The sequence below is a fragment of the Vibrio sp. Vb339 genome (genome assembly GCF_902751245.1).
Taxonomy (GTDB): domain Bacteria; phylum Pseudomonadota; class Gammaproteobacteria; order Enterobacterales; family Vibrionaceae; genus Vibrio; species Vibrio coralliirubri.
The window spans coordinates 107,206-120,809 of record NZ_CADDIS010000008.1 but is presented as its reverse complement, the minus strand read 5'-3'; the positions used below and the strand labels follow the sequence as shown (position 1 = coordinate 120,809).

Genomic DNA, 13,604 nt, shown 5'->3' with positions numbered 1-13,604 from the left:
TCGATCAGTAAAACGCTTCAGTTGCCTAGAGTTTAGCTAGGCAACCTCACAACCAAATTTAAAGAGTACGGCAGAAATCGATCGCTTGTTTAATGATGTCTTGAGGCACATCAGCAACCACTTCAGCAGTACCAATACTTGTTGGTAATACCAAACGCAACTGACCAGACAGCACTTTTTTATCGCGCATCATGTGCTTCATAAAGTCTTCAAAAGACATGCTTTCTGGCGTATGGATTGGTAGTTTCGCATTCTTGAGTATAGAAATAATTCGCTCAAGTTGCTGCTGAGAGATCAGTCCCTGTAATTGAGCTGTTTTAGCTGCCATTACAGTGCCTGACGACACAGCTTCACCATGTAGCCAATTACCATAGCCTAGTTCTGCTTCAATCGCATGACCAAATGTATGACCTAGGTTCAATAACGCTCTGATTCCTGACTCTTTTTCATCTAGAGCCACCACTTCAGCCTTAATTGCACAACAACGAGCAATCGCGGTAATCAGTGCTTCTTCATCAAGTTGATAAAGTTTCTCTAGATTCTGCTCCAACCAATCAAAGAAGGCTTCATCGTAAATGATGCCGTATTTGATCACCTCAGCAATGCCCGCTGCAAACTCACGCTCTGGAAGCGTTGATAAACAGTTGGTATCGATGATCACAGATTTCGGTTGGTAAAAAGCGCCGATCATATTCTTACCAAGAGGATGGTTTACTGCGGTTTTACCACCAACAGAAGAGTCCACTTGAGAAAGAAGGGTCGTCGGGATTTGAATGAAATCAATACCGCGCTGGTAACAAGAGGCAGCAAAACCGACCAAGTCACCGATAACACCACCACCTAAAGCAATCACCACCACATCGCGGCTGTAATTTCCTTCAAGCATGTAGCTCATCACTGAATTGAACGTTTCAAGGGTTTTGTACTGTTCACCGTCTGGCAGCTCGAGAAGAGATGTCTGACAGCCGACTTGATCCAATAGCGATAAAATTTTATCAGCATAAAGAGGCGCTACTGTCACATTACTGATAACAACAACTTTCTGCTTACCTGATAAAAAAGAAAGGTACGCCGGGTCTTCAAATAACCCGGCGCCAATAGAGATAGGGTAGCTACGCTCAGCTAGATTGACCGTAATCCGTTCCATGGGTTTGCTCTCCGAAAAAATGAACTTAACGTTCTTCTAGCATTTTTACGATCTGGTTGGCTACCACTTTTGCACTTTGGTCGTCAGTACGAACTGTGTAGTCCGCCACTTCTTCGTATAGTGCGTTGCGAGATACAGCTAGATCTTCTAGCACATCACGCGGGTTGTCTGTTTGAAGTAGAGGGCGTTTCTTGTCGCGGTTAGTGCGAGCAAGTTGCTTTTCAATTGTTGTCTCTAGGTATACAACAATGCCTCGTGCAGATAGACGGTTACGGTTTTCTTTGCTCAACACTGAACCACCACCTGTCGCAAGAACAATACCTTGTTCTTCTGTCAGATCATTGATTACAGATTCTTCGCGCTTACGGAAACCTTCTTCGCCCTCAACATCAAAAACCCATGCGATGTCTGCGCCAGTGCGCTCTTCGATCACAGTGTCAGAGTCTAGAAACTCCATATGAAGTTGGGAAGCTAGGTGTCTACCAATTGTACTTTTGCCGGCGCCCATTGGGCCAACAAGAAAAATATTGCGTTTCTCAGCCATGTTTTTAGCAGTAATTTACAACGTTAATTCAATGACATCGCCACAAGGTAGGTCAGTACAAGTACTGAAATTAAAAGGCCCGTGGCACCGATTCCTCACAGATAATTCGTGATAAGACCCGAAATTATCAAGGTTAGGTGCCACTAATGCAACTTTATTTTTAATCTAATTGTTCATTACTGAATCACAACTTTGGGTGTGACAAAAATAAGTAGTTCACTTTTACCCACATTTTCATAGCTGCGACGGAACAATGCGCCCAAAACTGGCAGGTCTCCCAACAGAGGAACTTTATCCACTGTACTGCTCACACTGTGCTGAAATATCCCGCCAAGCACGACAGTTTCACCATTATTAACAAGCACTTGCGTACCTATTCTTTGCGTATCAATTGCGACCGCTTCACCGGTTCCGGTTTTTACCACTTGCCCTGGCCTATCTTGAGTCACGCTCAAATCCAATACCAAACGATTGTCGGGTGTGATCTGCGGTGTCACCTTAAGACTCAATACCGCTTTCTTAAATGCGACCGACGTAGCGCCACTTGAAGATGACTCTAAGTAAGGAATTTCAGTACCTTGCTCAATATAAGCGGGCTTTTTATTGGTGGTGATTAAGCGTGGGCTGGAAATGATTTCAGCTTTCGACTCTTGTTGCAGTGCCGACAGTTCAAGATCGAGTAAGGTATCTGAGCCCAGCTTAGCCACCTGAAACGCAATACTCGAGGCGTTCGGCGATGTTGCACCTAAATTGACGTTGAGATAGTCATCAATCACGCTGCTGCCGCTATCGTCGTCATACGGCGTAATCGCTGATGGGTGGTTGCCTTCGATTGAACCACCAACGGTGAAGCTTCCGTTGGTTGATGAAACGCCCCAGCGCACGCCAAGCTCATCTAGGTTACCCTCGGTAACAGTGACAATACGTGCCTCTATCTGTACCTGCTTCACAGGAATGTCTAACGATTCAATGATGCCTCTGATCACGGCAATGTTTTCTTCCAATTCACGAATAAGCAGTGAGTTGGTGCGCTCATCAATGGTAATTGAACCACGATCGGACAACATGCTGACCGCACCTTCACCGCCAATCATGTCAGCAATGTCGGTGGCCTTAGCAAAGTTAATCTTGATGATTTCCGATTTAAGCTCCCCTAACTCCTCTTCTAAGCGAGATTTTTCTAACGCTTGTTGCTCTCGAAGGTCTAGCTCCGCTTTCGGCGCGACCAAGATAACATTGCCATCAACACGCTTATCCAAGCCTTTAACTTGCAAGATAATGTCGAGAACTTGCTGCCAAGGTACGCCATCTAAGCGTAACGTCAGGTTTCCGGCTACCGAATCAGACACCACGAGATTGAAGTCGTTGTAGTCGGCAATCAACTGCAGGACATTTCGTACCGGAATATCTTGGAAGTTAATCGATATCAGCTTGCCCTCTTTCTCTAGAACGCTTTTTTCTTTGGTTGCGTCATCAATAACCGGTTTGCTGATCACCACCTCAATAAAGCGCCCCTTTAGGTTGTATTCATACTGATAGTCATTGCTAATCGTCGCTAGAAGCCGAGTGCTTGGTGTCTCTTTGTAGACTTCAATGCCTTCAACTAAGGTAGCGAAATCCTTCACATCCAGCAGGTAGAGCTTGTCATCATCAACTTGAGTATTGATTAACTCGATACTTAACCCTTCCTGAGCACGTTGAACATCCACCACAGCGGTACTGGTCGCCAGTTCAATAATGATGACGGCGTCTTTATCCTTATTGACCCTAAAATCAATATTCTCTAATTTGTTCGGTAAGCTCTCGGCATGGCTGAGCACGCTAACAACCAACATTACAGACACAGCAAAACCTTGTAGAGCCTTGCTCACTAACCCACTTATTCCTTTAATCATATTTACATCTCATATCCACATCATGTGACATTGGTTTACTTCAGAGCCAGCCTAACGTTGCGCTTATGCCAACAACCTAAACCATCTGGAAGAGTTTCATTAATCTGAACGTATTGGCTCGTCACCTTGGTAACTCGGCCATTGTTTAAGCCGATAAACTGGCCTTTCTTGACGTTTACCACGTTGCCTTTGGGTGTTTGCACTAAGCCAAACACGCTTGAGCCACTGCCCATCACGCCTCTTAAACGAAGCTTACTCAACGGGTACTTCTCTAACTTGCCATTACGAGAACGGGCGCTGGGTTGCCAACAGTCTTTCTTCACCAAGGGTTGGTTTTGCACAATGGCTTCTTTAGGCAGTTCAAAGGGAGGACGAAAGGCACGGCGCTGATAAGTCGCCGCCGTGAATTCAGTTGCTGGGACAAGTTGCTCGACGTCTTTTCTCGCCTTGGCTTCAACCTTCGCCACAAAGTCTTGCAGTGAGTCTTGATTAGCCTTGCAGCCTGACAACGCAAACAGCAATACGATTGAGTAGAACGCGCTATTGGGTTTCATCATTGACCTCCGATTTAAACTGGTAGGTATAAGCTCGAACCCTAAAGTGCAGCGTGCTGCTTTCTTGGCTGACTCGCTGCCAATTCACATCATCAAAGCTAATAATGCGCGGCAGCTTTGCGATGGCAGCAGAGAAGTCACCAATCTCGTGATAGTCACCTGTCAGCTCAATATTGAGAGGTAATCGATAAAGGAACTCCTTGTTCTGCTTTTGCCCCCAATCAATTCGCGTGAAGCTCAGCGAGTTATCCAAGCCGAGCTCATTCACTGAGGCCAACATGCTCGCCAACTCCTTTTGAACGGGCAGTTGCTCTAACAAGTAATCGTAACGGCTGGTTAACTCATCCAACTGGCTCTGCAACTTAGGCAAGGCTGCAACCTTATTAGCCTTTATTCTCAATGTCGTTTTTAAGGTCTGCTCCTGTTGCTTCATCTGTTGCAGTTCCTCGTCGAGCGGCAGCACATACAGCCAAGTGCCAACACCTTGGATTAACACTATCAACACCAGAATCACGAGAAGCTGAGGCAACAATGGCCATTCAGTGATCTCATCAACATCGAGATCTTGCAAACTCATCCTGTTTTGCCTACTAATCCTATTTTGAAGGTTAGCCATGATGTGCCCCCTTCTCTTTTCTGCTCGCGGTTGTGTTGTCTAAAGACACAGGGCTAAACACAAAAGAGACCTTGAAGGTCTGGAACTCTTTATTAAAGCGCTTGCGGTTATGAACGATAGAGTGCATCTCGACCCCTTTCAGGGAATCTGAACGCTCGAGGTTATCCAGCATGGTGGCGAGACGAGCAGTACTGTCGCTGATGCCCGACATTTCAATCTCCTGACCATTCATCTTTATCTTGTCGACATATACGCCCTCAGGAATTAGCTCCGGCATCAGGTTCATAAAGTCGGTGGTCTTATTGCGGCCAAGCTGCAGCGACTCCACTACATCAAGACGAGTCAGAATGGCTTTGTGTTCTTGCTCTGCGACTTTTAACGACTGAATTTGTCGGTCGAACTCAGCAATGTACTGATTGAGGTAATTGAGGCGAGCTTGCTGCTTGGCTTGTTGGTCGTGAAAATAGTGACCAACCGCCCATTGCCCTATAAGCGCAATGATGATGCCAAGAATGACCAGATGGATAAAACGCTTCTTGTGCTGAGCACGAATCTCATCACGCCACGGCAGCAGGTTAATTTGATGCAACATGCTTCTCTCCCTGCCACTTGAGCCCACTCATCGCCATACCTGCCGCGATACCAAAGTGTTGCCAGTCCATCGGCAGTCGGCGTCTCTTGGCGACCTTATTCTCAAACAGAGACAAAGGGTTCAATGACTCGCAGCTCATCTGAAAATGGCGTTCTAGCTCTTCGGTTACCACAGGAATGCTGGCGCCCTCGCCCATCAGCCAGATCCCTGAGATAGGTTGCTGCGCATTTCCCGAAGAATAGAGCTGCAATTGACGCTTGAGCTTCTCAATTAGGTTAACAATGAATTGATGAGTCTCTTCCATAGTACCGAACACGCTCTCGATATCACTCGGGTCATCTGAGCTGCGAAGATCTTGAGTGCCAAAGGTGATGTCTTTATAGAAAGGCGACGAATTCTGTGGGATAACCCCTAGCGACGTTTGGTCGACTCCAACATCCACCAGCAACCAGTTTTTCTTTTCGGGATACAGACGCGAGGCCAATTGCCAGATATTAAGTAGTCCATGCGCCTGTGTATCCACCACCACAGGTTTAAAGCCAGCCTTAGTTAGTGCATCCGCTCGGCTATCCACCACTTCCTTTCGAGTGGCGTATACCTGATAACTGCTTGTCGAACCTTTACCAAATCGTTTGTCTTCCAGCTTTACAAAATCTAAACTCAGCTCCTCGATAGGAAAGGGAGATTGATGGGCGAAGGTTTGATAGATAGAAAACTCTTTCTCTCTGTCTTCTAACTCACTCTCTATTTGCAGTACTTTGCTGATCACTGTGTTATCAGGTACCGAAATGGCGACGTTGCGACAGCCAAAAGGCAGTCCTTTCCTAAGTTCTTTAAGTTTCTTAACAGTTTTCTGATACTCCAAAGTATGGTTAGCTGTAAAAATGTCGTCCGAAATCGGCAGCTCTTTGTATCCCACTAGGGCATACAACTCCCCCACGGGTTTTAGTACCACAGCTTTGATGCTGTGATGATTTATATCTATACCTGTAATTAATGATGAACCCATGTGACCTAGCTCCTGAAGTGCCAAGCATTTCGTTGATTATCTAGGGGTTGTGATTATTAGTTAAATAAGCGTTAATAAACGAAAGCTAAGTTTTTAGCCTAGAGTACAAGGGTTTGCTGCTTATCAGCCTTAACTAATCAGGGATTATCCGGTGAAGTTCATAAAGCGATTATTCATATTTACATTGATTTGCATGATTCTTGGAGTCAGTACAATTTTCGGGTTTTATTATTACGTAAAACCAGAGTTGCCTGATGTTGCCACTTTGCGCGACGTAGAACTCCAAACGCCGATGCAAGTCTTCAGTCAAGACGGTAAGCTGATCTCTCAATTTGGTGAAAAGCGTCGTAATCCAGTGACTTATGACGAGATTCCTCGCCACTTAGTTGAGGCTCTGATTGCCACCGAAGATAGCCGTTTCTATGAACACCCAGGTATTGACCCAATCGGTATCACACGTGCCGCACTCGTGGTTGCCATGTCGGGTTCAGCAAAACAAGGTGCGAGTACTATTACTCAGCAGCTTGCGCGTAACTTCTTCTTATCTAATGAGAAAAAGATCATGCGTAAGATCAAAGAGATCTTCATTGCGATCCACATTGAGCAGCTTTTGAGTAAAGAAGAGATCATGGAGCTTTACGTCAACAAGATTTTCCTTGGTCACCGTTCGTATGGTTTTGGCGCGGCAGCACGTGTTTACTTCGGTAAGGATCTTCCTGATCTAACGCTAAGTGAAATTGCGACGCTTGCGGGTATGCCAAAAGCACCTTCGACAATGAACCCTATTTACTCTGTTGAGCGCGCGACTAACCGTCGTAACGTTGTATTGCGTCGTATGTTAGACGAGAAATACATCACTCAAGCAGAGTTCGATGACGCTCGTAGCGAAGAAATCATCTCGAAATACCACGGTGCAGAGATCGAACTAAGCGCACCCTATGTTGCTGAAGTTGCACGTGCTTGGATGGTAGAACGCTACGGTGAAGAAGCTTATACATCAGGCATGAAGGTCTACACGACCGTTGATTCGAAACTGCAAAAAGCAGCGAACCAAGCAGCGATTAAGAACCTACTTGGCTACGATGAGCGTCACGGCTACCGTGGTGCTGAAAAAGTATTGTGGCAGACTGCACAATCAGCGTGGGATCAAGAACAAATCGTTAAACACCTTAAGTCTCAACCAACCTACGGTGACTTAGTCCCTGCTGTTGTTACCGCAGTTGATTCGAAAAGTGCTCAAATTTGGGTTAAGAACCAAGGTGAAGGCACTATCGAATGGCAAGGCATGAACTGGGCGCGTAAATTCCTAACAGATAACCGCCAAGGACCAGCGCCTTCTCAAGCGAAAGAAATTCTGGCGGTTGGTGAACAAATCTGGGTTCGCCATGAAGCCGTTACCGGCGATGAAGTCTCTGAAGAGCCGACAGAAGAGTCAGTGACTGCAGAATCAGAAACACCGATTGTATGGCGACTAAGCCAAGTGCCGAATGCGAACACCGCATTTGTTGCAATGAACCCGAACAACGGCGCAGTATTGTCGATGGTGGGTGGCTTTAACTTTGTTCACAACAAGTTCAACCGTGCAACGCAATCTATTCGTCAGGTAGGTTCTGGTATCAAGCCATTTATCTACTCAGCAGCGATTGAGAAAGGCTTAACTCTAGCCTCACTGATCAACGATGCACCAATTAACCAATGGGATAAGAGCCAAGGTACAGCATGGCGACCGAAGAACTCACCACCGACTTATGTGGGTCCAACTCGTTTACGTATTGGCTTAGCTCAATCTAAAAACGTAATGGCGGTACGTGTACTGCGCGAAGTAGGCCTAGATGATACTCGTAACTACCTAACTCGATTTGGTTTTGATATTGACGAAGTACCGCGCTCTGAAACCATTGCTCTGGGTGCTGGCAGCTTAACGCCAATGAAGGTAGCTCAAGGTTACTCAGTATTCGCTAATGGCGGCTACTACGTTGAACCTTTCTACATCAGCCGCATTGAAACACCATTTGGTGAGACTGAATTTGAAGCGACACCGAAAGTGGTTTGTAAAGACGATTGCCAACAGCAAATGACCACAGACCCAATGGCGGACGAGTTTGCAGAGCAAGATGTGGATGCCAAAGTACAATACGCACCTCAAGTTATCTCTGAACAGAACGCATTCCTTGTTCGTGAAATGATGTACAGCAACATCTGGGGTGGCGGTGATTGGAGCGCAGGTACTGGTTGGAACGGTACAGGTTGGCGTGCACAGCCGTTGAAGCGTCGTGACATTGGCGGCAAAACGGGTACCACCAACGATTCGAAAGATACTTGGTACAGCGGTTACGGCCCTGGCATGGTTGCAACGGTATGGGTTGGTTTTGATAACCACAACCGAAACCTAGGCAGAACTAAAGCGAACTCAAACCTTGGTAAGAATCAGATTACTGGTGCAGAAGCTGGCGCGAAAACAGCAGAACCTGCATGGGTTGATTTCATGGGTACGGCGTTAGCGGGCGTTCCTGCTGAGCGTAAAGAGATTCCAGAGAACATCGTCCGTGTTCGCATCGACCGTGAAACTGGCTTACTGACCAACAAGTTCGATAGCTCATCAATGTTCGAGTACTTCGAAAAAGGCACTGAGCCAACCGAGTACATCACAGAACGTTTCAATGACGACATCTACTCAACCTCATCAGGTGAAGCAGTAGAAGAACTGTTCTAGCTAGGGTTTGTTGAACCTAGTAAGTTGAACCAACAAAAAGGGTTGATATGAATTCATATCAACCCTTTTTTTATATCTATACCTTACCAGCTTGGGCTCTGAGATCGAGTGTTAAGCTGTTTTCGCCAGTTGAGTTCGGATAGTCTCAGCCAATTGCTCGAAACGTCCCTTCAATGGAGAACCCGGACGGTAAGCCACGACAATTCTACGTGAAGGCGTTGGATTCACCGCAGGTACGTAACACACACCATCTTTCTGCTTCTCTTTCGGCACCGATAGCTGAGGAAGCAAGGTAATACCCGCCCCCGCCGCAACCATGTTACGCAGAGTTTCTAAGCTAGTCGCCTTAAAGCGCTCATCGTCTTTGGCGCCCGCAGCAAAACAGAAACCCAAGGCTTGGTCTCTTAAACAGTGACCGTCACCTAGCGCCAGTACGGTTTGTCCATTTAGCTGCAGCATATCGACAGTGTCTTGCTGCGCCCACTCGTGGTCACATGGAACAGCAACACTTAACGGCTCGTCATACACATCAATCTCTTTAAACACCGCCGTTTCATCAACCGCAGCCAGTACCAGGCAATCAAGCTTGCCGTCTTCAAGTTGACTCACTAACTGGTGGGTCTGAGCTTCATGCAGGTAAAGCTCAAGATCTGGGAAGCTCTCTTTAAGATGAGGAACAATCTTAGGCAAGATGTAAGGACCCACGGTTGGAATAAAACCAATGTGCATTGGTCCCGTCATCGCTTCACCGTGCCCACTCGCCATATCTTTAAAAGTTTTCACTTCATTGAGAATACGCTTGGCTTGTTCAACAAGTTGTAACCCTGATTCTGTAAATATTACCTTCCTTGGGCTACGCTCGGTTAACTGAAGTCCAATTTCATCTTCGAGTTTGCGTATTTGACCGCTTAGTGTCGGCTGACTGACAAAGCACGCTTCTGCCGCTTTTCGGAAGTGTTTATGCTCTGCGAGCGCCACCAAGTATTCAAAGTCACGAATGTTCATGATCAGTCTCTTACCTCAGGTTTTAATAAGAACAAGGGTTCTAATAGAAACATTTAAAAGAAAAATGCTCTTGATAGAATTTACCTATCAAAACCATAACATCAAACGATTAGAGCTATCAAAGGATTTATCTAATAATGGGCTCAACGAAACGAAACAGAGCAAAGAAAAACGTTAAGCTCTGATAGAACAAAATTAAAAATACTATTTAAGGAAATCAATATGTTTGCATCTAAAGAAGGTCAATCAATCCCTCAAGTAACATTCCCAACTCGCCAAGGTGATGCATGGGTTAATGTAACGACTGAAGAGCTATTCAAAGACAAGACAGTTATCGTATTCAGCCTACCAGGTGCGTTTACGCCAACATGTTCTTCAAGCCACCTTCCTCGTTACAACGAGCTACACTCTGTATTCAAGGAAAACGGTGTTGATGACATTCTGTGTGTTTCAGTAAACGACACATTCGTAATGAACGCTTGGAAAGCAGACCAAGAAGCGGAAAACATCACATTCATCCCAGATGGTAACGGTGATTTCACAAACGGCATGGGTATGCTAGTTGAGAAAAACGACATCGGCTTCGGCAAACGTTCATGGCGCTACAGCATGCTGGTTAAAAACGGCGTGGTAGAAAAAATGTTCATCGAAGAAGACGTACCAGGCGACCCGTTCAAGGTTTCTGATGCTGATACTATGCTTAACTACCTTGCTCCTGAGCACAAAGAGCAAGAGTCAATCACAGTATTCACTAAGCCAGGCTGTCCTTTCTGTATGAAAGCAAAACAGAACCTAATCGACAAAGGTCTGAACTACGAAGAAGTGGTTCTAGGTAAAGACGCAACAACAGTAAGCCTACGTGCAATCTCTGGTCGCACTACCGTTCCTCAAGTATTCATCGGTGGCAAACACATCGGTGGTAGCGAAGAACTAGAAACTTTCCTAGGCTAATCACTTCATCGCCGATATAGGCTTAGAAGTATAAGCTAACCCACCCTCTTGTGGGTTAGCCATTCCAAACACTCTTATCTGAGTTTTGGGAAAAAGAATATAGCTGGTGACTCGCCTGTCTTTTACTAACCTATAGTTAGCAATAAAAGCAGAGTCACAAGCTAAACCTAATAAAACAGAATCACAAAACTGACCCACTATCCTGACTCTCAAGAAATCACCAGAGTTGGAGGGGTTCGTTCAAACTAAATTTAGCCATTGCGAGAAAATTATTATGAAACAAGTCAATGTAGATGTAGCAGTTATCGGGGGCGGTACGGCAGGTTTAGGTTCTTACCGCGCTGCAAAAGCACACACTGACAGTGTCGTGATGATTGAAGGCGGCCCTTACGGTACAACCTGTGCTCGTGTTGGTTGTATGCCATCTAAACTGCTTATTGCAGCAGCGGAAAGCGTACACCAAATCGAGAAAGCTCCGGCTTTTGGCGTTCACCCACAAGGTGATATCGTGATTAACGGCCGTGAAGTGATGGACCGAGTGAAGTTTGAACGTGACCGTTTTGTTGGTTTTGTTTTAGAAGGTGTTGATGAAATTCCAGAGCAAGACAAGATCTCTGGCTACGCAAAATTTTTAGACGACAACACACTACAAATTGATGACCACACGGTTGTCACCGCTAAACGTATTGTTATCGCGACCGGTTCTCGCCCTGCTTACCCTGCTGTTTGGAATGAGCTTGGTGACCGTTTGATCATTAACGACGACGTGTTCAGCTGGGATGATTTACCAGAATCGGTTGCGGTATTTGGCCCTGGTGTTATTGGTCTTGAGCTTGGCCAGTCACTGCACCGCTTAGGTGTAAAAACCAAACTGTTCGGTTTAGGTGGTCAAGTGGGCCCAGTAACCGACCCAGAGATCATGGCTTACGCAGATAAAGCCTTCAATGAAGAGTTCTATCTAGATGCCGACGTGAAAATCGAAAGTATGAAGCGCATTACCACTGAATCGGGTGAGGCTCGCGTCGAAATCAAGTTCATCAATAAACAAGGTGAGCTAGAAACTAACATCGTTGAATACGTACTGGCAGCAACAGGCCGTCGCCCAAACACTGACAAGCTTGGCTTAGAGAATACCTCTCTAGCACTTGATGAACGTGGTGTGCCAATCGCAGACCACTACACGCTACAAACATCGCTACCATCAGTATTTATCGCTGGTGATGCGAGTAACCAACTGCCTCTACTGCATGAAGCAGCAGACCAAGCGCGTATTGCGGGTGACAATGCAGGTCGCTTCCCTGAGATTCGAGCAGGCCTACGCCGCTCTAAAATCTCGGCAGTATTCTCTGACCCGCAAATAGCGATGGTTGGTGAAACCTACAAAGAGATCACCACACGCTTAGGCACATGTGGCTGTTTCGCAACGGGTGAAGTGTCTTTCGAAAACCAAGGTCGTTCACGAGTGATGCTACGCAACAAAGGTATTCTGCACGTTTACGGCGAGCAAGGTACAGGCCGCTTCCTTGGTGCTGAAATGATGGGACCAAACGCAGAACACTTGGCGCACTTGTTAGCATGGGCACACCAGAAAAAGATGACGGTTTCTGAAATGCTAGACATGCCATTCTACCACCCAGTAATCGAAGAAGGTGTGCGAACAGCGCTACGTGACCTCAATGCAAAACTGCACCTAGGTCCAGAGATGGTGAAACACTGTCTGGATTGTGGCCCAGGTTGCTAATATCAGAATATTCTTAGGCAGTAAGCAAACGCTAGATACTAAAAAGGAAAGCCATTGGCTTTCCTTTTTGTTTTTGGCAACGAGCAAATAACAGGTTCCCGACTACGCTCCTTCGTCGCTATCGGGAATGACGCCGCTTTTAATACTGAGCAAATCCGAAGCCCAATAAGAACAACGCATAAACTAATCCAAGCTTTAACTCGTCATTCCAGAACTGAGGGACGAAGTATCTGGAATCTCAGCACACAAACAGAGATTCCCGATTACGCTCCTTCGTCGCTTTCGGGAATGACGCTGCTTTTAATACTGAGCAAATCCGAAGCCCAATAAGAACAACGCGTCAACTAAACCAAGCTTTAACTCGTCATTCCAGAACTGAGGGACGAGGTATCTGGAATCTCTTGAAGCAATTACCGGTTGTTAAAGACTTAGCTATTACTTCTCAGCAGCAATCACAGAGATCTCAACAAGTAGCGCTTCACGAGCCATGTCGCCAGTCACACATGCGCGAGCTGGAGCGCGACCTTCTGGAACCCATGCATCCCAAACTGCGTTCATTTCTTGGAAGTCTTTCATGTCTTTCAAGTAAATCGTTGCTGACAGCATGTGCTCTTTGTCGCTGCCAGCTTGCTCAAGTAGGGCTTCTACTTTATCTAGCATCGTTTGTGTTTGCTCAGTGATGTCTTTGGTTGCATCAGCACACACTTGGCCACATAGGTAGATAGTGCCGTTGTGTTTCACAATACGGCTCATGCGTTGTTTGGTTTCTTGGCGCTCAATCATCGACTTTCTCTCTGTGTCACCGTGATCCAATATCTTGTGACGTGTTATTATCAG

The 13,604-nt window shown here is 46.1% G+C and carries 13 protein-coding genes; 4 read left to right on the top strand and 9 right to left on the bottom strand.

Going from position 1 to position 13,604, the window contains the following annotated elements; translation table 11 throughout:
- Nucleotides 1-58: 58 nt before the first annotated feature.
- The 7 genes from aroB to pilM form a co-directional block, all read right to left on the bottom strand.
- A complete protein-coding gene (gene aroB / locus HRQ85_RS23335) occupies nucleotides 59-1,147 on the bottom strand; it encodes a 3-dehydroquinate synthase (protein WP_017061124.1) in 1,089 nt (362 codons plus the stop codon).
- Between the two features lie 25 nt (nucleotides 1,148-1,172).
- Entirely contained in the window at nucleotides 1,173-1,691 is a 519-nt protein-coding gene (aroK, locus tag HRQ85_RS23330; RefSeq protein WP_017061125.1) for a shikimate kinase AroK, read from the bottom strand.
- A gap of 176 nt (nucleotides 1,692-1,867) precedes the next feature.
- Entirely contained in the window at nucleotides 1,868-3,586 is a 1,719-nt protein-coding gene (locus tag HRQ85_RS23325) for a type IV pilus secretin PilQ (RefSeq protein WP_048614943.1), read from the bottom strand.
- A 35-nt stretch (nucleotides 3,587-3,621) separates the two neighbouring features.
- Complete coding sequence (locus HRQ85_RS23320; RefSeq protein WP_172380710.1) at nucleotides 3,622-4,140, bottom strand: pilus assembly protein PilP; 519 nt, start codon at nucleotides 4,138-4,140, stop codon at nucleotides 3,622-3,624.
- Nucleotides 4,127-4,756, bottom strand: coding sequence for a type 4a pilus biogenesis protein PilO (locus HRQ85_RS23315; protein WP_172380702.1), 630 nt, complete (start codon nucleotides 4,754-4,756; stop codon nucleotides 4,127-4,129). The genes HRQ85_RS23320 and HRQ85_RS23315 overlap by 14 nt, the downstream gene beginning before the upstream one ends.
- Nucleotides 4,749-5,348 (bottom strand): PilN domain-containing protein, encoded by a 600-nt coding sequence (locus HRQ85_RS23310; protein WP_172380701.1) that lies wholly within the window; start codon nucleotides 5,346-5,348, stop codon nucleotides 4,749-4,751. The genes HRQ85_RS23315 and HRQ85_RS23310 overlap by 8 nt, the downstream gene beginning before the upstream one ends.
- Complete coding sequence (gene pilM / locus HRQ85_RS23305) at nucleotides 5,332-6,357, bottom strand: type IV pilus assembly protein PilM (RefSeq protein WP_172380700.1); 1,026 nt, start codon at nucleotides 6,355-6,357, stop codon at nucleotides 5,332-5,334. Before pilM ends, HRQ85_RS23310 begins: the two co-directional genes overlap by 17 nt.
- A 151-nt stretch (nucleotides 6,358-6,508) precedes the next feature.
- On the opposite strand from pilM, the gene HRQ85_RS23300 reads away from it, so the two are divergent.
- Nucleotides 6,509-9,070, top strand: a complete 2,562-nt coding sequence (locus HRQ85_RS23300) for a penicillin-binding protein 1A (RefSeq protein WP_172380699.1) — start codon at nucleotides 6,509-6,511, stop codon at nucleotides 9,068-9,070.
- 111 nt (nucleotides 9,071-9,181) lie between these two features.
- Here the strand turns inward: HRQ85_RS23300 and oxyR are convergent, their stop codons facing one another.
- Nucleotides 9,182-10,075 carry a DNA-binding transcriptional regulator OxyR gene (gene oxyR / locus HRQ85_RS23295; protein ID WP_048663004.1) on the bottom strand — a complete coding sequence of 298 codons (894 nt, stop codon included), beginning with the start codon at nucleotides 10,073-10,075 and terminating at the stop codon, nucleotides 9,182-9,184.
- On the opposite strand from oxyR, the gene HRQ85_RS26475 reads away from it, so the two are divergent.
- From HRQ85_RS26475 to HRQ85_RS23285, 3 genes are all read left to right on the top strand, one after another.
- A complete protein-coding gene (locus HRQ85_RS26475) occupies nucleotides 10,074-10,253 on the top strand; it encodes a hypothetical protein (RefSeq protein WP_017099997.1) in 180 nt (59 codons plus the stop codon). The genes oxyR and HRQ85_RS26475 overlap by 2 nt on opposite strands.
- A gap of 44 nt (nucleotides 10,254-10,297) precedes the next feature.
- Complete coding sequence (locus tag HRQ85_RS23290) at nucleotides 10,298-11,026, top strand: glutathione peroxidase (RefSeq protein ID WP_172380698.1); 729 nt, start codon at nucleotides 10,298-10,300, stop codon at nucleotides 11,024-11,026.
- A gap of 274 nt (nucleotides 11,027-11,300) precedes the next feature.
- A complete protein-coding gene (locus HRQ85_RS23285; protein WP_172380697.1) occupies nucleotides 11,301-12,767 on the top strand; it encodes a dihydrolipoyl dehydrogenase in 1,467 nt (488 codons plus the stop codon).
- Between the two features lie 435 nt (nucleotides 12,768-13,202).
- Here the strand turns inward: HRQ85_RS23285 and HRQ85_RS23280 are convergent, their stop codons facing one another.
- Complete coding sequence (locus HRQ85_RS23280; protein ID WP_172380696.1) at nucleotides 13,203-13,550, bottom strand: RidA family protein; 348 nt, start codon at nucleotides 13,548-13,550, stop codon at nucleotides 13,203-13,205.
- Between the last annotated feature and the right edge of the window lie 54 nt (nucleotides 13,551-13,604).